We start from the raw sequence: 21,495 nt of genomic DNA on the forward strand, positions 1-21,495 counted from the left end.
CAGGTCAGATTGCGGCGATTGTTTCCTCGGCTCAGGGTGCCAAATTAGCAGATCGTCATAAAATTAAGGAAAAAGAACGAAACGCGACCGCCGGATACGCGCGACCGCCGAGGAAACTGTTTCATATATTGCTACAATTGCGCCACAAAATGACCTTAAGCGCGACGCCATGTTCTTGTCATATTTCCTGAATGCTTGTTCACGGCATGGAACCAATGCGGCCAAAACCTGTGAAACTGGTGACGCGACGCCCCTGCGCGCGCCTTATTTACGTCGAATCACCTTGACCGGAGAAGCGAGGCTGAAACCGGAACCCCAGCCCTGAAAGAACGCCAGCTGAGCGCGATAAAGCTGATATGGCGACTAAACCACCCCCGACATGAACAAGCGGCGGCGCGAACAAAACCGCTAAATCAGATGACCGCTACCAAGCACAGTATTGTCCTCTATCCCCCCTGCCCAAAACCACCTCGAACCGGCGCTCAAAACGACCTTTCATGCGCCCCAAACGACACGGTGCAGACACGGCGGCGACACAGGCGATAATCCAACCATACTGTGCGATGCGGCCTCTGCATGTGGCAGGTTGTCACACCCCCATTCCACCCTATTGCAAAGGCCGCTCGGGTGAACCAAATGCGCCCTATGTTGATGTATGCAGTTCATATGAGGCGCCCGCGCAGACCGGGCACATTGCTGAACCGCCGGTAGCCCCGGTCGGACAGGCCGATCCGCCTGTTCGTGCCATGGGGGTTCCAACTGACTTTCCGGATCACACTCGGGATGAGACCCACACGACCGACCCGGCCCGGCCTTTTTGCACAGACCGTCATCTTTCGCGGATCCATCCACCTCTGACACTAAATAGATATGGAGCATGCTATGCATTTCCGCCTGCTGAAAAACACCAACCAAATCGCCGGAATGCCCGGAAACGCCTTTGCCGGAAGCGCAATGCCCCATGCCGGTGCGCCAGACGGCCTGGCACTTGTCGCCATGCTGCGCCGTGTGCTGCGCGACACGGCCCGCCGTTGGGAACGTAACCGCACCCTGTCGACCCTGAACGCCATGGACGACCGTCTGCTGCAAGATATCGGCATCAACCGCAAAGACATTCCGCAGCATATTCGCGACATGGAAAGTTTTTCCCGCCGCTGATGGCTTGGGCGCGCGCGTCTGCCGAATGACGCGCGAACGGCCCTATCTATATGGCGCCTCGCATCGGGCTGCCACCTTCCAATCCTCCGCGCCGACACCGGCGCGGGGCCTGATCTTGCGTGTATCGTCACGCAATCGTGTTGCACTTAGCCGACCGACCTGTTTTCTTATCTCCAGCAAACCCGGCCATCCAAAGCTGCCGCGCCAATCCGCGCGACTGGCTTCTTACTCATGCAACGGGTCACTAAATCAGCGGACCGCGCCTGCGCGGAACTGCGGATACAATAGAGGAGATATCACTATGAAACGCTATTTACTTGGCACGGTTTTCGCCGTCGCGACCCCCATGGCTGCTGCCGCTCAGGATTGCGGCGAAGTCTCGATCGCGGAAATGAACTGGGCTTCGGCGCAGATCGTCACCGCCGTGACCGAATTCCTGCTGGTCCAAGGCTATTCCTGCGACGTGACCGTTGTCCCGTCCGACACCACGCCTGCCGTGACATCGCTGTCGGAAAACAACGAGCCGGACATCGTGCCCGAACTGTGGCCGAACTCCGCCGGTGACGCCTACAAAAAGCTGAAAGCGGACGGTAAGATCGTCGAGCTGACCTCCGTCCTCGATCCCGGCGGCGTCGAAGGCTGGTGGATCCCCACCTATCTGGCCGAAGAACACCCCGAGCTTAAGACCATCGAAGGCATTCTGGAAAATCCCGAACTGGTCGGCGGCATGTTCAACAACTGCCCCGATGGCTGGGGCTGCCGCGTGGTGAGCGACAACCTCGCACGCGCCTATGACCTCGAAGGCAACGGCATCGAAGTCTTCAACCACGGCTCAGGCGAGACGATGGTGACCTCGATGGCGTCGGCCTACGAGAGCCAAGAGCCTTGGTTCGGCTACTACTGGGCGCCGACCACCCCGCTTGGCAAATACGACATGACCAGCGTCGATCTGGGCGAATATGACGAAGCTGCGCATAGCGCCAACCAAAACGCCGACACGCCGGAGCCCAAGGCATCGGCATTCCCAACGGCGCCGGTGCTGACTGTCATGACCAAAGATTTCCACGACGCGAACCCCGAGATCGCGGAATTCATCGGCAATGTGACCTTCAAAACAGACTCGATGAGCCAACTGCTGGCTTGGCAGGGTGAGAACAACGCCTCCAACGAAGAAGCGGCTGTTTACTTCTTGCAGAACAACAAGGACGTCTGGGCCGATTGGCTGAGCGAAGACGCCCGTGGCAACCTGTCCAAGCTGCTTGAGCAGTAAGACAGTATGACAGATTATCGGGCGGGGACCTTTTCAGGTTCCCGCCCGATTGTTTCAGAACTGGCGGCAAAACTTACGTCTTTTCACACCCACTGCGCGCGGGCTTTGGCCGCGCTGCGCAGTTTCTTTGCAAGGACATAGGTGTAGATTTGCCGCCCCTCTTTGGGGCAAGTTGTTCCGTGCGACGCGCATGTTGAACCGCCTCTCAAAAAGCAAACGGTGTGTTCCAGACCGGGAAAGCGACAGATGGCAACTTACGACAATTTCTTTGACACGCTCGGCCTGCGCGGCTGGTGTGGCGACGACCAAGGCGGTGGGCTTAGCTCCATGGCCGACCTCATGGGCCAAGCGGGCGGTGATACCGACACGACGCTCTGGGACATGCCCTTCCCCTCGCTCGATGCGCTGCACGATAGCTGCGATGCGATCCCGCAGTCGCGCGACCTGACCCAAGGGCTGGAACAAGGGTTTCTTTCGATCAAGGACAGCCTGAAGGTGGTCGTCGACCCGCTGACCCAACCGCTGAGCTGGGCATTGGAGAACGCGTTGTGGATCATGCAGGCGGTGCCGTGGTTCATTATGATCCCGCTGTTGATGGTCATCACCTATACCGTTGGCCGCTCGTTGAAATTGGTCGGTCTGGTCGCGCTGGTCTTTGGCTTTCTCGCCTTCATCGACTTTTACGACCACACCATGCAGACGCTGGCGATCATCTTTGTCTGTGCATTCATATGCGTGCTTTTGGGTGTGCCCATTGGCATCGCCATGTCGCGCAGTGACCGGGTGCAGCGCACGATGATCCCGATCTTGGACATGCTGCAAACCCTGCCGCCCTTTGTCTATCTGATCCCGCTGATCTTCCTGTTCTCGGTGACCGAGCCGAAGCTCTACGGCATCGCCATCATCCTTTACGCCATCGTGCCAGTGGTGCGCCTGACCGACCTTGGCATTCGCCTTGTCGATCAGGACGTGATCGAGGCCGCAGATGCCTTTGGCATGACCAACCGTCAAAAGCTCTACAAGGTGCAGATCCCGCTGGCGCTGCCTAACATCATGGCCGGTGTGAACCAGACCATCATGATGAGCCTTGCAATGGTCGTCATCGCCTCGCTCGTTTCGGCCCCCGGTCTGGGTGTGCTGGTACTGCGCGGCATCCGAAGCCTTGAGTTGGGTGTCGGTCTTCTGTCGGGTCTGGGGATCGTCCTTTTGGCGATCATCCTTGACCGGGTCACCAAAGCCGCGCTTGCGCGGATCAATGCATCGCAGAAGTGAGACCAGCCATGACAGACGATATCAAAATCTGCGTTCGCAACCTGTATAAAATCTTTGGCGATGACCCACAGGGCGCGCTGGAGAAGGTGCGCGGCGGCATGAGCAAGGCCGACCTTCAGGCCGAGACCGGCCATGTGCTGGGCCTCAACAACATCAACGTGGACATGCCTGCGGGCAAGACCACGGTGATCATGGGGCTTTCCGGCTCGGGCAAGTCCACGCTGATCCGGCACCTTAACCGGCTCATTGACCCCACCTCGGGCGAGGTGATCATGAACGGCGAGAACATCCTCGACTATAACGAGCGGCGGCTGCGTGAGATGCGCAAGCACGAGATGTCGATGGTGTTTCAGAAGTTCGCGCTGCTGCCGCATCGCACCGTGTTGGAGAACGCCGGGATCTCTTGGGAGATCGAAGGCAAGACCCGCAAGAAATACGCGGCTGAGGCGACGAAATGGCTCGACCGTGTGGGTCTACAGGGTCAGGGCGACCAGTATCCGGCACAGCTTTCGGGCGGGATGCAGCAACGTGTGGGCATCGCGCGGGCGCTGACGTCGAACTCTGACGTGATGCTGATGGATGAGGCGTTTTCGGCCCTCGATCCGCTGATCCGGACCGACATGCAGGATCTGCTGATCGAGTTGCAGGCCGAGTTGCATAAGACGGTGATCTTCATCACCCACGATCTGGACGAGGCGCTGAAACTGGCGGACCATCTGGTGATCCTGAAAGACGGGTTCATCGTGCAACAAGGCGAGCCGCAGCATATTCTGCTGAACCCCAACGACCCGTATATCGAAGCCTTCGTCAGCGACATTAACCGCGCGCGGGTGCTGCGCGTCCGCTCGGTCATGGAGAAGACTGACGTACCGCCCAGCGACGTGGCGGGCGAGGTTGACCACGACGACACACTGGAATCGATCATCGCGGTTTCCGGAGGTGACACGACCAACAACTACCGCGTCATGCGCGAAGGCCGTCAGGTCGGCGTGCTGCATATGCGCGATCTGGTACGCGCGCTGGTGCCGCGCCACCCCGGCGAAGCAGCAGAGTAACGCCACGGCAACCTAACCGCGACAAGACAGGGGCAGCGCCCGGCCAAAGCGTCGGCGCTGCCCTTTCTGCCCCCTCTGCTCCGCCGCCACCGCGAGAGACCGCTTAAAAACAGCAGCTTAAGTCGCCTTTCATTCTGCAGAACGGCGCATTGCCGCCGATCAAAATCTATGCATCCTATTGACACTTTGCCCCACGATTGGCCTATGGGGGATGAAATAAACACTGGGGTTCAAGATGCCGCAATCTGCTACGGCCAATATTCTGACTGTTCTCGACACCGATTTCAAAGGCATCATCGAGGAGTGGCTGGGAACGCAGGTCAAAGAAGGCGTAAAGCGTTCTGACCTGTTCTCTGATGCGGAGAGCCGGAACCAGAACCGCGAATTGCTCAAAGCATTCTCCAAAGGTGTGCGCGATGGCGTCACCGGCGAAGATTTCGACTTTGACGACAACCAATGGGACGACCTGCGCGCCGTTCTGGCCGATGTGAGCCGCGAGCGGGTCAACCGTGGCGTGACTCCGACCGAAATGGCGACCTTTGTTCTGGCGTTGAAGACCCCGCTGTTTAAGCGGCTCGAAGCGATGCTGGACAGCGACCACGGCGTCTTGATCCGCGACGTGATGCTGGTCACCCGTTTGGTCGACGCCTTTGCCATTTACACCAACGAAATTTTCATTCTTGAGCGTGAGCAGATCATTGATCGGCAACGCCAAGAGATGCTGGAACTGTCGACCCCGGTCGTCGAGCTTTGGGACCGCGTTTTGACCCTGCCACTGATCGGCACGCTGGATTCCGCCCGCGCCCAAGAGGTGATGGAGAACCTGCTTCAGACCATTCTGGAGCGTCAGGCCGAAGTGGTCATCATGGACATCACCGGCGTCGGCACCGTCGACACGCAGGTGGCGCAGCACTTGCTGCGCGCGGCCGCTGCCGTGCGCCTGATGGGGGCCGAGTGCATCATCAGCGGCATCAGCCCGATGATCGCGCAGACAATGGTGCAGCTTGGCATTGATGTCGGCACCGTTTCCACCCGGTCGAGCATCCGCACCGCCCTGTCGGACGCGCTGTTGACCGTCGGCTATGTGATCAAGAAAACCGAGGGCCAATAAGGTGGCCGGTGTCACGTCGATAAATCTGGTCGAACATGCGCTCCTCGTTTCGATACAGGATGACATCACGGACACCGAGATCTTGGAGCTTCAAGACCGGTTGTCGACCAAAATATCCGAGAACCGCGTCGATGGGGTGATCCTTGATATCTCAGCGCTTGAGATCGTGGATACCTTCGTGGGCCGTGTGATCGCCCAGTTGGCGGGGATCTCCCGCCTGCTGGCGGCGGATACCTATGTTGTCGGCATGCGCCCCACGGTGGCGGTCACGCTGGTCGAGCTTGGCATGTACCTGCCAGAAATCCGCACCGCGTTAAGCCTGACACATGCCCTTGCCCAGCTACGCCGCGTTTGACGAAAAGGACCTTGGGGCGCAGGTCCTTCTCTCTCAGTACAAGTTGAGGACCAGCGGCGACGCGGTAACGGTGCGCCAAGCTGTAGCGCGCTATATGAAAGAACACGGCGCCACGGCGCTGAGTGTGACACGCTTTGCCACCGCCGTCAGTGAAATCGCGCGCAATGCGATTGTTCACGCTGGCGGGGGCGAATTTTCCATCTATGTCGATCCAAGGGCCAAGCAGCTAACCGTGGTCTGTTGGGACAAGGGGCCAGGGATTGAAGATGTGGAACTGGCCCTGACCGACGGCTATACTTCAGGCGGCGGACTTGGCCGGGGCTTGGGAGGCGCAAAACGGCTTGCCAAGATATTTGAAATCCGCACCGCCATTGGCGGGGGCACCAGCGTGTTGATGAGTGTAAACCTATGAAACAATGGGTCGAAGTACAGGACCAAAGCGCCATCGCCGTAGTCCGCCGCGCGGCGCGCAGTCTGGCCACACGGCATGATTGGCCCAAGCTGCGGATTGATGAACTGGCGATCGTCGCCACCGAGGCCACGACCAATATCCTGCGCTATGCAGAACAGGGTCGTGTTTTGATCAACGCCCCTGCCGAGGGCAAGGGCGACGAGATCATAATGATCTTTACCGACCGTGGTCCCGGCATCAGCGACATGGATCAAATGTTCCAAGATGGCATGAGCAGCGGCGATTCCGCCGGGCTGGGCCTTGGCGCGATCCGACGCCTGTCGAACGGCTTCGACATTTTCAGCGGCCCTGAGGTTGGTACCACCATCGTTTGCAGCTTTGCAAAAGAGGCCCCCCGCCCGACCTATGGCGTCGAAGCTGTGGGGCTTCGGGTTTGCCATCCAAATGAGGATGAGTGCGGCGACGCCTATCTGCTGCGCCAAACGCCCAAGGCCACGGATATTCTGCTGTGTGACGGGTTGGGCCACGGAACCGACGCAGCGGCGGCATCGCTAGAGGTGACCGAGGCCGTGTTGCGCTCGCGCAGCTTTAACAGCGAACCCGGTGCCGTGATGCATGAGGTGACCGAGCAGTTGATCGGGAAGCGCGGCGCGGTGGCGGCCCTTGTGCATATCGCACAGCCACAGATGGTGCTGCGCTATGCGGCCTTGGGCAACATCGCCACGCTGCGGGTGCGCGACGGCGATATCAAACGCCTGCCCGTCCGCGATGGGCGGATCGGCGCACGCGCCACCCGTGGCTATGAAGAAACCTTTGACCTCGAACCGGGGGATCTGCTGATATTGCACAGCGATGGGTTGAAAACCCTGCGCGACGGCTATCTCCCTCAGGGTCTATTGTGGAAATCTCCGCTTTTGATCGCGGGCTACCTGCTTGACCGGGCATTTCGCGGGCGCGATGACGCCTCGATCGTGGTCATACGCATTGCACGGAGCGCGGACTGATGAAAGCGACCAACCTCGCCTCGGTGAACCTTGAAAAAGGCGGTGATATCGCGGCCCTGCGCCAGATCGCGATGACCTTGACAGAAGCCATGCGCTTTACCTCTTTCGAGCGGACGCGCACCGTGACCGCCGCCGTGGAACTGGGCCGCAATGCGATTGAACATGGGCAGAAAGGCCGGGCGCGGTTCTCGCTGACTGATTTGAACGGCAAGCCCGCCCTTGGGCTGACGGTGATCGATCAAGGCCGCGGTATCGAAGAAGAAAAGCTTGATCCGTCGCGCGATATCGTTTCGGCAACCGGCATGGGGCTGGGCCTGCGCGGGGTGCAGCGGATCGCGGCGCGGTTTGATGTGGACACCGGCCAAGAAGGCACGCGCGTTCATGCGGAGTTTCTGTTGCCAGAACCGCAAGGAGCGGTAGAGCAGATCAAAGCCGACGCCATGGCAGCGCTGGAAGCCTATAACGCCAAAGACCCGACCGCCGCGCTGACCGAACAGAACCGCGAGTTGAGCGAAGGCATCGCCGACCGTGACCTCTTGATGCAGGAATTGCACCACCGCACGGGCAACAACCTCGCCCTGATCGTGGCGCTGATCCGGATGAGCAAGACCCAAGCCAAAGAGGACGAGACCCGCCAAGTGCTGCGCGAGTTGGAAACCCGCGTAGGCTCGCTCTCCAAGGCTCATGAGTTGATGCAACGCTCAACCGACAGCACCGATCTTGATCTGGCGGATATGCTGGATGAAGTCGCGAAAAACGCCGAACGCGCCTTTACCGGGGATCGTCAGAGCATCGCGATCAAGCTGATTTGCCCCAGCCTTAAGATGGACAACAAGCTAGCCGTCGATATCGGGCTGATTGTCGGCGAATTGATTACCAACGCCTATAAACACGCTTTCAAAGGGCGCGACAAAGGGGTGATCACCATTGAGGTCACCCCAGAGGACGACGAAGGTCTGACGCTCAAGGTCTATGACGACGGGGTTGGCCTGCCTGAGGACGCCAAACGGCCCGAGCGGTCGGATTCACTCGGCTGGCGAATGATCCGCACGCTGACGTTCCAGCATGAAGCGACGCTGAAGGTCGAAGGCCAAGACGGGCTTTGCGTTGAGATCCGTTTCCCGGCGCAGGATTAATCTTGCCCCGCCCCCCGTGGTTTTCCGCCGCTGCGCCAGTCTTTTTGATCAAAAATCACCTCTGAACTTTTCCGCCCCGTAAAATTGTCCTAGGCATATCGGGAGCCGGCGATTCCCGGACGCATCTCAGCGGCAGTCAAGACGCCCGCTTTGCCAATAACGGAGACAGAGCATGATCGAAAAACGTGATTTTTATATCGACGGTAAATGGGTCGCCCCGCTTGAGGGCCGCGAACATCAGGTCATTAACCCTTCGACCGAAGAACCCTGCACCGTGATCTCGCTCGGCGGGCCGAAGGATGTGGATGCCGCCGTGGCAGCGGCCAAGGCCGCCCTGCCCGGTTGGATGGCCACCGCCCCCGAAGAGCGTATCGCGCTGATGGAGAAACTGGCCGAGGTCTATAAGTCCCGGACCGAGGACATGGCCCAAGCGATCAGCACCGAGATGGGCGCGCCCATCGAAATGGCGCGCAGCTCGCAATGGGGGGCGGGTTATAGCCACCTGAAGAACTTCATCAAAGCGGCGAAAGACTTCAAATTCGTGAAGCCCTTGGGCGATCACGCGCCGAACGACCGGATCATCCATGAGGCGGTTGGCGTCGTGGCGATGATCACGCCGTGGAACTGGCCGATGAACCAAGTGATGCTGAAAGTGGGCGCCGCGGTCGCCGCTGGCTGCACCATGGTCCTGAAACCGTCTGAGGAAAGCCCGCTGAGCGCAGTGATCTTTGCCGAGATGATGGATGAGGCAGGCTTCCCCGCCGGTGTCTTCAACCTTGTGAACGGCGATGGTATGACCGTGGGCACCGCCCTGACCGGCCATGAAGACGTGGATATGGTCAGCTTCACCGGCTCCACCCGCGCCGGTATCGCGATTTCCAAGAACGCGGCGGATACGCTGAAAAAGGTCCATCTGGAGCTTGGCGGCAAAGGCGCGAACCTTGTTTTCGCCGATGCCGACGACAAGGCCGTGAAACGCGGCGTGCTGCATATGATGAACAACACCGGCCAAAGCTGTAACGCACCAAGCCGGATGATCGTCGAAGCCAGCGCCTATGACCAAGCGGTCGAGACCGCCGCCGAAGTCGCCAACAAGGTCGAAGTCGGCCCCGCCAGCGAAGAGGGTCGCCACATCGGCCCTGTCGTGAACGAGGCGCAATGGGGCAAGATCCAAGACCTGATCCAGAAAGGCATCGACGAAGGCGCACGGCTGGTTGCCGGTGGCACCGGACGGCCAGAGCATCTGAACCGCGGTTTCTACGTCAAACCCACGGTTTTTGCTGATGTGACGTCCGACATGACCATCGCCCGCGAGGAAATCTTTGGCCCCGTCTTAGCGATCATGAAGTTCGAGGACGAAGATCAAGCCGTCGAGATGGCCAATGACACGGTCTACGGCCTCACCAACTACGTCCAGTCCAGCGATGGCGCGCGGCGCAACCGTCTGGCGGCCAAGCTGCGGTCGGGCATGGTTGAGATGAACGGCGAAAGCCGCGGCGCCGGCGCGCCCTTTGGCGGCATGAAACGCTCGGGCAACGGGCGCGAAGGCGGCGTCTGGGGGATCGAGGACTTCTGCGAAGTCAAAGCCGTTTCGGGCTGGTCCAACGACTGATCGCTTTTTAGCGTAGCATAATACGGCAGGGCCAAGATTGGCCCTGCCGTTTGAGTTTTGGCGGTCAGATCGCCTTTTGATTCACCCGTTTGGAAAGCTCCGCAGCGCTTTCTTTTCGCTCGCTATATCGGTCGAGCAGATAGTCCTTGTTGTCGCGGGTCAGCAGGGTGAACTTCACCAGTTCCTCCATCACGTCGACCACCCGGTCATAGAAGGGTGAGGGTTTCATCCGGTCATCCTCGTCAAACTCCAAAAAGGCTTTGGGGGTTGAGGATTGGTTGGGAATGGTTAGCAGCCGCATCCAACGGCCCAAGATGCGCAACTGGTTCACTGCGTTGAAACTCTGCGAGCCGCCGCTGACCTGCATCACGGCCAGCGTCTTGCCTTGGGTCGGGCGCACCCCGCCGAGCGATAGAGGGATCCAGTCGATTTGGGTTTTCATGACGCCCGTCATCGCCCCGTGACGTTCGGGTGAACACCAGACCATGCCTTCGGACCATTGCACCAGATCGCGCAGTTCCTGCACCTTGGGGTGTTCGGGCCCCGCATCGTCGGGTAGCGGCAGCCCCGTAGGGTTAAATGTCCGCGTCTCGGCCCCGAGACGGGTGAGGATGCGGGCGGCTTCCTCGGTCATCAGGCGGCTGAAGGACCGCGGGCGGAGCGAGCCGTAGAGCAGCAGAATGCGCGGGCCGTGGGTGGCGCGCTTGGGCAAAAGCAGGCGGGTATCGTCGATGGGGTTGAAGTGGTCTTCTTCGATGTTGGGCGTATCGGTCACGGGAATTTCCTTAGGCGGCAGTGGGTTATCGGATGAGCTTCACTTGGAGATGGGAAACCAATGCTGCGTGCGGTTGGCAAAGGCCACGAGCGACAGCATAACCGGCACTTCGACCAAGACGCCCACAACGGTGGCCAAGGCAGCACCCGACCCCAGCCCAAAAAGGCTGATCGCCACGGCAACGGCCAGTTCAAAGAAGTTCGACGTGCCGATCAGCGCGCAGGGTGCGGCGACATTATAGGGAATGCCCCAAGCCCGCGCGGCGCCATAGGCGATGAAGAAGATGCCGTAGGATTGCAACAGCAGCGGCACGGCGATCAGCGCGATGACGAGCGGACGGTCAAGGATCACCTCGCCCTGAAAGCCAAAGAGCAGCACCACGGTGAGTAAAAGCCCCATGATCGCAAAGGGTTGCACGCGGGCCTTAAAGGCGTCGACCGCCGCCTCTCCGCCTTTGGCCACCAACCGCTCACGGGTGAGATAGCCCGCCAGCAGCGGCAGCATGACGTAAAGCCCGACCGAGATCAGCAGCGTGTCCCAAGGCACGGTGATGTCGGTCACGCCCAAGAGGAAAGCCACGATCGGCGCAAAGGCAAAGACCATGATCACGTCATTCACGCTGACCTGCACCAGCGTATAGGTGGCATCGCCGCGCGTGAGGTTGGACCAGACAAAAACCATCGCGGTGCAGGGCGCAGCCCCCAACAAGATCACCCCCGCCAGATAGGCCTGCGCATCATCCGGTGGGATCAACCCGGCGAAGACGTAGTTGAAGAACAGCACCCCAAGGGCGGCCATGGTGAAGGGCTTGATCAGCCAATTTACCACCAGCGTCACCACCAGCCCTTTGGGCTTCTCCCCCACCTGCCGCAGCGCACCGAAATCAACGCCAACCATCATCGGAAAGACCATGGCCCAGATCAGCACCGCCACCGGCAGGTTGACCGAGGCGACCTCAAGCGCGGCCAGTGCGCCAAAGAGGTCGGGAAAGAGATTGCCTAGCAAAAGCCCCGCGCCGATGGCCAGTGCCACCCAAAGCGAGAGCCAGCGTTCAAAGGTTCCAAGGCCAGCGGCGGCAGGTTGTGCAGGATCGGTCATGGCAGTCTTTCGTTCGTGGTTTTCGGGGGTTAGCAGCAGGTCAGTTCGTCCAGCAGGGGTTGGCAAAGCTCTGGCTGCCCGCCGCAGCAGTCCTCCAAAAGGAACCCCAGCAGCGCGCGCAGCCCGTTCATATCGGCGAAATAGCGGATGCTGCGCCCTTCTCGGTTGCTGCGGATCAAGCCCGCGCGGGCAAGCACCGAAAGATTGGCAGACATTGTGTTTTGCCGCACGTTCAGCGCGGTGCCGATCTCTCCGGCGGACATCCCCTCGCCCCCCGCTTTGATCAGCAGGCGAAAGACATCCAGTCGGGTCGGTTGGCCCAAGGCCGCGAAGGCTAGGAGAGCGTTTTCATTATCCATATCGTGAATTATTGATATAATGGCGGCAGGTCAAGCCCCTTGTGTCAATCTGAATGCAACAATGCGCTGGCCTACGCGTTAATTTCGCGACTGCGCTAGGAAAGACAGAGGAGGCAGAAGATGCTGGAGTGGATTGCAGAGAATTCCGCGACATTGCAGGTCGCGGTCAGCCTTTTTACGGCAGTGGTCTGGCTGGCCTATCTGCATATCCTATGGCTAAATTTTCGGCGGCAGAGACAGGCGGTGATCCTGATCAACCGCTCTATCGCGCGAGATGAAAACGCGCATTGCTTCGTGACCAATATGGGCGCTGAACCGATCTATTTGTTAGAAGTGATGGCGCGGGTCGTAACCGATGAAAAAACCTATCACGTCAAGGTCACCGAACGCGAAGAAGTCGCGTTGAATGAGGTTGAAAACCCGCTGACCCGCACCAACCAAGGGCCGATAAAAAGCGGCGATTTCATCGACATCGGCAGCTTTCTCGATCTTTTGCGTCGGGCCGAATCGCGTATCGGTACCGAGGGTCTGTTCGACAAGGTGCGCCAGATGGATTTGACCGTCGCCGCAGCAGATGGCCACTCCACCAAATTGATCGCCGCGCGGCATAAGTTCCGGGCGGAGTGGAAAGACGGCAAGCCTTATTTCGTGCCGGAACGGATCATGCCGCATCAGATCCGAAATATTTTTCAACGGCGCAAGATCACTGCCATGTTGGAAGAGCAGATCGAATAGCGGCGGCTGTGGTTACAGCCGGTCCAGCCCTTCCGCGATTTCACGGGCGATGGCATGGGCGTCGATCCCCTCCCGCTCGGCCGAGACGCGCAGGCCGAGCAGATCGCTTTGATAGCGCCGCGCCAGTGATTTCGGATCATGCGACGCGGCAATCTCTCCGTCCTGCTGCATCTGTGAGAAAAGGGCCGCAAATTGTTCTTCCATCCCCATGAGATGCGCGCTGGCACGTTTCGCCAACGGGTGCCCATGCGCCTGTAGTTCTAACAAAGTCTTGGACAGCATGCAGGCTTTTGCCGGGGCCTCCTCGCGGCAGATCGCCAGTTCGGGATAACGTTTCAGCGCCGCCATCGGGCCATGTGCCTCGACCAATTCGGCCAAACGTCCGGCCCCGTCTTCGGCGTATTTGTCCATCGCGATCTCGAACAGCGCCTCTTTTGATCCGAAGGCTGCATAGAAACTACCGGGCTTCATTTTCAACACCGCTTCGAGGTCTTTAAGCGACGTGCCCGCCCAGCCTTGTCGCCAAAACAGATCACGCGCCCGGGCGATGAGTTCATTCCGGTCATGGTTGGGTTTGCGGGGCATGGGATCACCAAATGTTGAACGATCACTCAAATATAAACTTGAGTGATCGCTCAAGAAACCCTAATTAACAATCATCAATGAATTACAAAGGCGAAAAACATGAACTTCCCTTCCCACGACCAAGATAGCGCGCCCGAAGCTTCCAAACCGCTGCTGGCGGAATCGCAAAAAGCCTTTGGCCGCCTGCCCGGCCTTCACAAGGTGCTGGCAGAAAGCCCACAGGCCTATGAAGGCTATCAGGTGCTGCACAAGCTTTTCACCGAGACCGATTTCGACGCCGAAGAGCTGACCGTGGTTTGGCAGTCGATCAACGTTGAGAACGAGTGCCACTACTGCGTGCCCGCCCACACCGGCATCGCAAAGATGATGAAAGTCTCGGACGAGATCAGCGACGCGCTGCGCAATGAAACCGCACTGCCCACGCCGAAACTGGAAGCGTTGCGGACCTTTACCGTTCAGATGGTGCGCAACCGGGGTTTTGTCTCTGACGAGCAGATGAAGACGTTCTTTGACGCAGGTTACAGCCACCGCGCGGTGCTGGACGTGATCCTTGGCATGGCGCAGAAAACCATTTCGAACTACGTCAACCACGTGGCCGAAACCCCCGTGGACGAAGTTTTCCAACCGCTGGCATGGAGCCGCGGCGACAACAAACTCGACGTATAAAGTTAAAGGCGCGCCCGATTGCGGCGCGCCTTTTTTCGCCTTCGCGCGGACGTAGCGCGCCCATTCTCCCCTCCATGGCCGACAGATATCTGCCCCAACGCCTGATTGGCTGCTGGTGGTCCAAATGTGCTGTCCTTCTTCAAGAGAACCGCCCCCATGCCCCTCACTCAGACCCTTCGCACCCTCGCACTGGCAGGGCTTGCCGGTGAAATCGCCTTTGAGCTTTATGCTTGGCTGTTGTCCCCCCTCCTTTTTGGCGTCGCACTCGCCCCGGCGAACCTTGTCGTAGCACTTGCTAAGCTTATCGGGGTTACCCTGCCCTATTGGCTTGGGTTTGCGCTGCATATCGCCATTGGCATCGCAGGCTTTTCCGCCACGGTCTGGCTCGCGCATCGCTTGACGCGGCTGGGGCTGGTGTTGTCAGGGGCGCTGTCGGGTCTTGTGCTTTGGTTTGTCGCACAGGGGCTTCTGGCACCACTGATCGGGCGTAGCTTTATGATGGGATTTGGCGCTTACACGCAGTCATCCTTTGTCGGACATGTCGGGATGGCCATGGTGATCGGCTATGTCATCGCGGCGTTGCAACGTAAGCAAACGACGTAAATCAAGCGCGGCAGGTGAATTGCTCCCTGCCGCGCCCGCAGTATGAATCAGGCGGCGCTTTTCCATCGATCAAGCGTTAGTGTGACCAACGCCTCTTCCAGATTGACCGTCACTTCGCCGTCTTGGATCATCACCTGAAGCTTCATCGCGCGGTTTGCCAGATCGGCCAGCGCCTTTGTGTCGGCCTCGGGCAGGTTGACCACTTCGAGATTGTCAAAACGGGTTGTGCTGTTCTTGATCTTGTCCCACCAAACCTCAGCCGTTCGGCCGCCATAGGGATAGACCACCACCTTGGCCGCTTTGTTGCAGGACTGGCGCAAGACCTTCTCGCTTGGCAGACCGAGCGTGATCCAAACATCCAACTCCCCGCTTAGGCTTTTCTGCCAGATGTCTGGCTCATCGTCGGTCGACAGGCCTTTTGTCATTTCCAAATGCTCATGGGCGTTCAGAGCAAAGGCCGCAAGACGCAGCATCAGCCGCTCATCCGTTTCCGAAGGGTGTTTGGCGATGGTCAGCTTGTGGGTCTCGTAATAGTGGCGGTCCATGTCAGAGACCGACAGTTCGACTTTGTAGATGGTGGCATTCTGCGCCATGATATGTCTCAATTTTTCTGGGTTACGGGCTGCCTACGCGCTTGGGGCTGCCGAGGAAAGGCGATAGCGATGGCCAGCGTCACGCATTTGACCAAGGACCCTATGTTTCTGCTTGGGCAGTGACTTTATCGTTGGGCTGACCTTACCTCATGGCTTGCGGCCAGCCGGGGGGTATTTATGAGCTTGATGTCGATGCGAAACTGTCGCCCCTGCCGCTGTATTGCATCTGGCGGCGCAGTTCCGATGTGGCGACCTACGAAACCAGTGCCGATCTGGCCCGGCCTGCGCAGAACCTCATCAGCGCCAGACCTAGCGCGGCCTGAAACGGGGCTGATCGGAACATACTAACACCCCCCTGAATAATCCCGTTTGTCGTTGGACCCCATCTCGGCAAGGGGGCCCCAACAACAATCGACAGAGATTGACCGCATATCGACCGCGCCCCGCCACGTGACTGGAGAACATTGCCCGAGGATCAGGATACAGAATGCAGCAATATCCGTACGACCGATCAGGCCCAGCTTCTGGTCTGGAGCGATATAGACCCCGATCATGAGGCTGATTTCAATCGGTGGTATGAACGGGAGCATATGGAAGAGCGCGTTCGCATTCCGGGCTTCGCCGGCGCGCGGCGCTATCGGGCTCGGCGCGGCGCCCTATTCCGACCATTACGCTCTGCACGGGCGGTCTGGCGATCATATTTTCGGGGCTCTGGTTCTGCTTTTCGTCAAGCCATGAGTTTGAGGAGAGACGTCTGCGTCAAGGGCGAAAGGGCAAGAAAATGCCAAACTGCCGCAAAGGCCTCAGACGACTTCGGAGGGATAAATGGTCTCTCGCTCGCCTTGTTCCACTGCGAGTTCGAAAATATCTGCCGGGATGGCTTCAGGGCCGACACGCCCCTCAAAATAACTCTACCTTGTGCTTGAGAAAGACGAACAGCTTGCGCTGCTCGCCTCCCTCATTCCTCAAGCGGCCTTATTCAGGATCGCGGATCGTGATCGCCGGGTTCATCGGGAAGAAGTTGTGCGGCATGATATGCACGGTCTTCCATTCGGTCGACATGACAGGCCAGTCTTCGGTGCGGGGCACATGGTGGAAGCCCGCGGTGAACCACGTAACGATGTCCTGATCCTGTAGCGGCGCGTCTTCCTTGACCCATTGCGCCAGCGTGTCGGAGCCGTCGCTTTGCAAAGCGAACTTGCCGCCAGCATAACGTTCCTCAGGATCATGCACCGTGTTCCATACCGAATTCTCGATATAGGCGTTGCGGATCATCGGGGGGTCGTTCTCAAAGTCGAAAGGCCCATAGGCGACGCTGCCGTGGTGGATCATGTAGCCCGGCTTGTGCCCCAACGGGCCTTTGCGGTCGGGGTTTTGCAGCATGAAGTAGCGCGGCTTGAACGAAGACACCTGATAGGTCGCCTCGGCCTCGGATTTGGGCATGTTATGCTCGACCTTCCATAGGGACCGGCGCGGACTGTCTTCGGCCACTTCGGCAGGCACGATGTCCATCGTCATGAAGCGGTTGCTGGGCTGGTCGATGTCGAAATCAAGCCGGAAGTTGAAGTAGTGGTCATGGTTCGCCGCCACTAGATTGGGCGCGATGAGCGTGCCGTACTCTGTCTCACGCGCCGCCGAAGGATCATCCATCGAAGTCGCATCAGCGCCTTTCACACCGTCGAGACCTGTGGCACCGATCTTAATCTCCATCTGACCGTTCTGCTTGAAACGGTAGTCGATCAGATAGTCATAGTTGCCCACTTCGGACGCTGTGCGCACCACCAACTCTGTCTCGGGCCGACCCTCGGCGGGGGTGTATTGATCGGGGCCTTGAGCGAAGACCTCGAAATGTCGCCACGCCGGATCACCGATGTTGCGCTCAAAGATGCAGACCGCGTCGGGGATTTCCAGCGGCTGGCCATCGTCACCCGCGATCATTGCTGGCAGGAAGGTTGCGTAAGTCGGGCAGTCGATCCCGGCCACCAGTGGGGTCAGGAACAGCCCGAAACCATATTCGCCACTGTCCATATAGGTCCGCCAATAGAGCCCGGCGCTCGGGTCCATATAGGGCACGAAGACCTCAGACAGATGCGCTTGATAGAGCAGCGTGCGCCACTCCTCGCCATCCTTCACGTCAATGTTCGACAGCACTGGACCGGGGCGTTTGTCGACCCGCAGACGCATGCGCCACATGTCCCATTCCAGCGCGCCATCGGCATAGGTGAAATTCGGCCCGCCCTCTTGGGTCAGCACGGCGGGATTCGTCGCGGCGCGTTGTGGGGTCCGGGCCTCGATCTCCTCGCCCGTGTAGCCCCAGCCGTCCTCGGGGATCGCTACGTTGCCTTCGTCGATCACCCGCAGCGCTTTGCCGCTTTGCAGATCGACCACGGCATAGATGTTCTCGATCGGTTTGGCATAGAAATTCGACCCTTCGGGCGACACGTAGCAAGGCACTTTCATCAAGCGCGTGCCGTCGTCTTCGTCCGAGAAGAAGTTACCCGCAGTGAGCGGCAGGCAGAACACCTGATCCGGCGTCAGCCCGCGTTTCTCTAGCCCCGCGATCATGTCGGGATGCTCTAGCGCGGCGGTCATAGCGTTGGCGAACTCATTGAAGAGGATCATCGGCTGACCCTCGGTGGGCGCGCTGCTCTCGATCTCTCCGGTCGTCAGGTTCACGATGGTCTCGACAAAGCCGCTGTTGTCGGCGTTGGACATATGCACCATCGCGCGGCGGTCGAGCGTGTCGCCCTCGCTCCACGCCAGCACATCGGCCTTGGGCGGCTCGATCAATTCGATCAGCGGATAGAGCGTGTCATCCCCCGCCAGATCGCCTGCGCGCAGGATTTCGTTGATCTTTTGGTATTCCTCACCGGAAAAACCATCGAGCGGATGCGCGAATGACGCCCCGCCAGTCAAGGCAAGGGCCGCGGCCCCGCCGAGTAAAGTTTTACGTAACATGCTGTCTCCCTTCATGTTTTTCTTGAAGGTGCCCGCCATGGCGGACACCGAATGATCGTCCTCCCCTCCCAGCGTCAGGCGAAAATCACCTGAATGTCGGTGTATTCCTTCAGCCCCTCTTCGCCGAACTCGACGCCGAAGCCTGACTTCTTGACGCCCCCGAAGGGCGCGTTGGGTTGGATCATGCCATGGCTGTTGATCCAGACCGAGCCGCATTCCATCCGTTTTGCCACCTCCTTGGCCGCCGCCCTATCAGACGACCAGACAGAGCCACCAAGGCCCACGTCCAGCGCATTGGCCTGCGCCAGCGCATCGTCCAGATCACTATAGCGGATGATCGGCAGCGCGGGGCCGAATTGCTCTTCGTAGACGAGCGGGTCATCTGCGGTCATCCCGGCGATGATCGTCGGCGGGTAGAACAGCCCCTCGCCCGGTTCACCGCCCAGCAGAACCTGCCCGCTTTCCTTGGCCTGCGCCACCAGCTTCGCCACCTTGTCGAATTGCATCTGGTTCTGCACGGGGCCAAGGACGCTGTCCTCCTGCGTGCCTTCGCCCACTTTGATGTTGCGTGCATAGGCGACCAGTGCGTCACAGACCGCGTCGTGGATGTCGTCGTGCACATAAAGCCGTTTCATCGCGGCGCAGGTTTGGCCGTTGTTGATGAAGGCGCCCCAGAACAGCCCTTCGGCAATCGCCTGTGGATCGGCATCGGGCAACACGATGCCCGCGTCATTGCCGCCCATCTCAAGGGTCAGACGCTTCATCGTCTCAGCGCTGGATTGCATGACCTTCTGGCCGGTCCCGCAAGAGCCGGTAAAGACGATCTTGGCGATGTCCGGATGCGCCGACATGGCCGCGCCCATGTTGAAGGCGCCATCGGCGGCGCTCACTGAATTGACCACGCCTGCTGGCAGTACTTCGTTCATCAACTCAATCATGCGCAGGGACGCGAGCGGGGTCATCGGGGATGGTTTGCTGACCACAGTATTGCCGCTACGCAGCGCGGGCAGAATGTGCCAGACCGCGATCAGCACGGGGAAGTTCCACGGGGTGATCGACCCCACCACCCCGAGCGGCTTGCGGTACATCTCGACCCGGCCCTCAGGCGTGTCTTGCAGCACTTCCATCGGCAGCGAGAGCCCCGCGGTATAGCGCGCCCAAGCGACAGCGCCGCCCAGTTCCCATTGCGATCCGATGCCGCCCAACGGCTTGCCTTGCTCGGCGGTGACAAGCTGGGCCAACTCCTCCGCATGGGCTTCGATCTTATCGGCCACGGCTGTGCAAGCGGCGGCGCGTTCTTCGTCGGATGTGGCTGACCACGCGGGGAAAGCCGCCTTTGCCGCGGCGACTGCGCGGTCCAATTCTGCCTGTCCGACATCCGGCGCCGTGCCTGCTTGGCCCCCCGTGCCGGGATTGGCCACGGGGAAACGCGCGCCCGTCTCAACCCGTGTACCGGCCGCGATCAGGCCGATGCTATCGATGGTGTCTTTCATGATGTCCTCCGTCATCCCATTCCGGCACCGCGCCGAAACGCCTCCTCTGGTCAGAGGTTAGGCGCGGATTCGACGGGCATCTTGGGATAACGCGACAGCCCTATTGGACGATCGCGCCACCGTCGCGGACTTCTGCGACAACGGCGCCGGGCGTCATTCCATAGCGCTGCCGGAAGGCGCGGTAGAAATGCGAAAGATCGTTAAAGCCGCAGCGATAGGCGCAGTCGGTGACAGAGACCTCTTTGCCCCCGCGGCGAGAGAGTTCTGCATGCGCTTGGGTCAAACGCAGTTGCAGCAGACGTTGACCCGGCGTTTCGCCCAAGGGTTCGAAATAGCGTTGCAGGCTGCGCAGAGATACGCCCAAATGCAGCGCCAAAGCGCTCGGTCCAAACTCAGGGTCGCGGTAGTGGCGGGTCATGAGTTGTAGAGCCCGCTCCATGAGCTGCCCACGTGCATCCAAGGTCTGGCTGCGCCGCTCGTGGAAATAGGCCCCCATCAGCCCATAAAACGCTTCGCTCAACTGCAAGCCGGTTTCGGGCGGGCAGTGCATCATCTTGTAAAGCACCGCGCGCAGCGCCAGCCACAGGGGATCATTGCGGTCAATCGCCACACCGCCGTCACAGATAGCGCCAAACCTGCCAATCATCTCATCCCGGGGGAGGTGCACTGAAATCTGATGCGCCAATTGCCCGTCATAGACAAATTTCGAGGGGCGGGTCGCGTCGACGATGAACATATCGCCGGGCCGCAAGAGGGTCGATGCACCGCTTTGATGCACCACGCATTCGCCGACATCCTGCACCAGCATAAAGAAATATTCGCCCGGATCGCGCCGGATGCAAGTCTGCGTGCGGGCCGCTTCTTGGGCATCGAGCGACACCAGTGCGGCTTCGAACCCACCCATCCCTTGTTTCCGGGCCCGACCATGAGACGGCCCCCCGTGGCGCGCTGGTTCCACCTCAAAAGCGCCGCAGATTTGTAGAATGTCGTTGCGTAGGACTTCGATAGGCGTGGAATTCGTCGAGATTCGGCTCAGTGCTTTCATGATCCCGCAACCCCTCAGAAACCCGCGCTGTGGCGCCCCTTAGAAAAGGTTATCGCATTCATTTGCATGCATCAAGCGCGGTCGAACGAAGGCCGATTGACGGTTTGCAACATCTAAAGAGGTGCTTTCGCTCCTTCCACCGTCCGGCCGCACCGAAGTATAGATTGCGGCACAAAGCTGCATCGAAACCTAAAACGCCG

General features: G+C 59.5%; 22 protein-coding genes. 14 read left to right on the plus strand and 8 right to left on the minus strand.

Going from position 1 to position 21,495, the window contains the following annotated elements:
- Nucleotides 1–882 precede the first annotated feature (882 nt).
- The 10 genes from ACSQ16_RS12635 to ACSQ16_RS12680 all read left to right on the plus strand — a co-directional run bounded on the left by ACSQ16_RS12635 (nucleotide 883) and on the right by ACSQ16_RS12680 (nucleotide 10,385).
- Nucleotides 883–1,158 carry a DUF1127 domain-containing protein gene (locus ACSQ16_RS12635; RefSeq protein WP_243262939.1) on the plus strand — a complete coding sequence of 92 codons (276 nt, stop codon included), beginning with the start codon at nucleotides 883–885 and terminating at the stop codon, nucleotides 1,156–1,158.
- A gap of 301 nt (nucleotides 1,159–1,459) precedes the next feature.
- On the plus strand, nucleotides 1,460–2,428 hold the full coding sequence (locus ACSQ16_RS12640; RefSeq protein ID WP_093926421.1) for an ABC transporter substrate-binding protein: 969 nt from the start codon (nucleotides 1,460–1,462) through the stop codon (nucleotides 2,426–2,428).
- 246 nt (nucleotides 2,429–2,674) lie between these two features.
- A complete protein-coding gene (locus ACSQ16_RS12645) occupies nucleotides 2,675–3,700 on the plus strand; it encodes an ABC transporter permease (RefSeq protein WP_243262938.1) in 1,026 nt (341 codons plus the stop codon).
- An 8-nt stretch (nucleotides 3,701–3,708) separates the two neighbouring features.
- Nucleotides 3,709–4,755, plus strand: coding sequence for a quaternary amine ABC transporter ATP-binding protein (locus tag ACSQ16_RS12650; RefSeq protein ID WP_093926423.1), 1,047 nt, complete (start codon nucleotides 3,709–3,711; stop codon nucleotides 4,753–4,755).
- Nucleotides 4,756–4,990: 235 nt separating this feature from the next.
- Nucleotides 4,991–5,866, plus strand: coding sequence for an STAS domain-containing protein (locus ACSQ16_RS12655; protein ID WP_093926424.1), 876 nt, complete (start codon nucleotides 4,991–4,993; stop codon nucleotides 5,864–5,866).
- 1 nt (nucleotide 5,867) lies between these two features.
- Nucleotides 5,868–6,221, plus strand: a complete 354-nt coding sequence (locus tag ACSQ16_RS12660; protein WP_093926425.1) for an STAS domain-containing protein — start codon at nucleotides 5,868–5,870, stop codon at nucleotides 6,219–6,221.
- Complete coding sequence (locus ACSQ16_RS12665) at nucleotides 6,193–6,633, plus strand: ATP-binding protein (protein WP_243262937.1); 441 nt, start codon at nucleotides 6,193–6,195, stop codon at nucleotides 6,631–6,633. The genes ACSQ16_RS12660 and ACSQ16_RS12665 overlap by 29 nt, the downstream gene beginning before the upstream one ends.
- On the plus strand, nucleotides 6,630–7,637 hold the full coding sequence (locus ACSQ16_RS12670) for a SpoIIE family protein phosphatase (protein ID WP_243262936.1): 1,008 nt from the start codon (nucleotides 6,630–6,632) through the stop codon (nucleotides 7,635–7,637). The genes ACSQ16_RS12665 and ACSQ16_RS12670 overlap by 4 nt, the downstream gene beginning before the upstream one ends.
- On the plus strand, nucleotides 7,637–8,773 hold the full coding sequence (locus ACSQ16_RS12675; protein WP_243262935.1) for a sensor histidine kinase: 1,137 nt from the start codon (nucleotides 7,637–7,639) through the stop codon (nucleotides 8,771–8,773). Before ACSQ16_RS12670 ends, ACSQ16_RS12675 begins: the two co-directional genes overlap by 1 nt.
- Nucleotides 8,774–8,945: 172 nt before the next feature.
- Complete coding sequence (locus ACSQ16_RS12680; RefSeq protein ID WP_243262934.1) at nucleotides 8,946–10,385, plus strand: aldehyde dehydrogenase family protein; 1,440 nt, start codon at nucleotides 8,946–8,948, stop codon at nucleotides 10,383–10,385.
- Nucleotides 10,386–10,449: 64 nt separating this feature from the next.
- On the opposite strand, the gene arsH is transcribed toward ACSQ16_RS12680, so the two are convergent.
- From arsH to ACSQ16_RS12695, 3 genes are read right to left on the minus strand one after another with little or no spacing between them, the layout of a single operon-like run.
- Nucleotides 10,450–11,160 (minus strand): arsenical resistance protein ArsH, encoded by a 711-nt coding sequence (arsH, locus tag ACSQ16_RS12685; protein ID WP_435988517.1) that lies wholly within the window; start codon nucleotides 11,158–11,160, stop codon nucleotides 10,450–10,452.
- A 39-nt stretch (nucleotides 11,161–11,199) separates the two neighbouring features.
- On the minus strand, nucleotides 11,200–12,258 hold the full coding sequence (arsB, locus tag ACSQ16_RS12690; RefSeq protein ID WP_435988518.1) for an ACR3 family arsenite efflux transporter: 1,059 nt from the start codon (nucleotides 12,256–12,258) through the stop codon (nucleotides 11,200–11,202).
- Between the two features lie 29 nt (nucleotides 12,259–12,287).
- The gene (locus ACSQ16_RS12695; RefSeq protein ID WP_243262932.1) at nucleotides 12,288–12,617 is read right to left on the minus strand and encodes an ArsR/SmtB family transcription factor; all 330 of its coding nucleotides are present in this window, start codon (nucleotides 12,615–12,617) and stop codon (nucleotides 12,288–12,290) included.
- A 120-nt stretch (nucleotides 12,618–12,737) separates the two neighbouring features.
- On the opposite strand from ACSQ16_RS12695, the gene ACSQ16_RS12700 reads away from it, so the two are divergent.
- Entirely contained in the window at nucleotides 12,738–13,352 is a 615-nt protein-coding gene (locus ACSQ16_RS12700; RefSeq protein WP_093926433.1) for a hypothetical protein, read from the plus strand.
- A 12-nt stretch (nucleotides 13,353–13,364) separates the two neighbouring features.
- Here ACSQ16_RS12700 and ACSQ16_RS12705 read toward each other — a convergent pair whose 3' ends face one another.
- On the minus strand, nucleotides 13,365–13,937 hold the full coding sequence (locus ACSQ16_RS12705) for a TetR/AcrR family transcriptional regulator (RefSeq protein WP_243262931.1): 573 nt from the start codon (nucleotides 13,935–13,937) through the stop codon (nucleotides 13,365–13,367).
- A gap of 99 nt (nucleotides 13,938–14,036) precedes the next feature.
- Between ACSQ16_RS12705 and ACSQ16_RS12710 the strand changes: the two genes are divergently transcribed.
- Both ACSQ16_RS12710 and ACSQ16_RS12715 read left to right on the plus strand, forming a co-directional pair.
- Complete coding sequence (locus tag ACSQ16_RS12710) at nucleotides 14,037–14,603, plus strand: carboxymuconolactone decarboxylase family protein (RefSeq protein ID WP_093926435.1); 567 nt, start codon at nucleotides 14,037–14,039, stop codon at nucleotides 14,601–14,603.
- 156 nt (nucleotides 14,604–14,759) lie between these two features.
- Nucleotides 14,760–15,206: a hypothetical protein gene (locus tag ACSQ16_RS12715; RefSeq protein ID WP_243262930.1), complete on the plus strand. Its 447-nt coding sequence runs from the start codon at nucleotides 14,760–14,762 to the stop codon at nucleotides 15,204–15,206.
- Nucleotides 15,207–15,253: 47 nt separating this feature from the next.
- Here ACSQ16_RS12715 and ACSQ16_RS12720 read toward each other — a convergent pair whose 3' ends face one another.
- Nucleotides 15,254–15,799 (minus strand): YaeQ family protein, encoded by a 546-nt coding sequence (locus ACSQ16_RS12720; RefSeq protein WP_093926437.1) that lies wholly within the window; start codon nucleotides 15,797–15,799, stop codon nucleotides 15,254–15,256.
- A 149-nt stretch (nucleotides 15,800–15,948) separates the two neighbouring features.
- Between ACSQ16_RS12720 and ACSQ16_RS12725 the strand changes: the two genes are divergently transcribed.
- Entirely contained in the window at nucleotides 15,949–16,122 is a 174-nt protein-coding gene (locus ACSQ16_RS12725) for a hypothetical protein (RefSeq protein WP_243262929.1), read from the plus strand.
- A 652-nt stretch (nucleotides 16,123–16,774) separates the two neighbouring features.
- Here ACSQ16_RS12725 and ACSQ16_RS12730 read toward each other — a convergent pair.
- From ACSQ16_RS12730 to ACSQ16_RS12740, 3 genes are all read right to left on the minus strand, one after another.
- Nucleotides 16,775–18,757 carry a tyramine oxidase gene (locus ACSQ16_RS12730; RefSeq protein ID WP_243262928.1) on the minus strand — a complete coding sequence of 661 codons (1,983 nt, stop codon included), beginning with the start codon at nucleotides 18,755–18,757 and terminating at the stop codon, nucleotides 16,775–16,777.
- Between the two features lie 74 nt (nucleotides 18,758–18,831).
- The gene (locus ACSQ16_RS12735) at nucleotides 18,832–20,250 is read right to left on the minus strand and encodes an aldehyde dehydrogenase family protein (protein ID WP_243262927.1); all 1,419 of its coding nucleotides are present in this window, start codon (nucleotides 20,248–20,250) and stop codon (nucleotides 18,832–18,834) included.
- A gap of 100 nt (nucleotides 20,251–20,350) precedes the next feature.
- A complete protein-coding gene (locus tag ACSQ16_RS12740) occupies nucleotides 20,351–21,295 on the minus strand; it encodes a helix-turn-helix domain-containing protein (RefSeq protein ID WP_243262926.1) in 945 nt (314 codons plus the stop codon).
- Nucleotides 21,296–21,495 lie beyond the last annotated feature (200 nt).

Source organism: Sulfitobacter sp. SH24 (genome assembly GCF_965641895.1).
Classification (GTDB): Bacteria; Pseudomonadota; Alphaproteobacteria; order Rhodobacterales; family Rhodobacteraceae; genus Sulfitobacter; species Sulfitobacter dubius.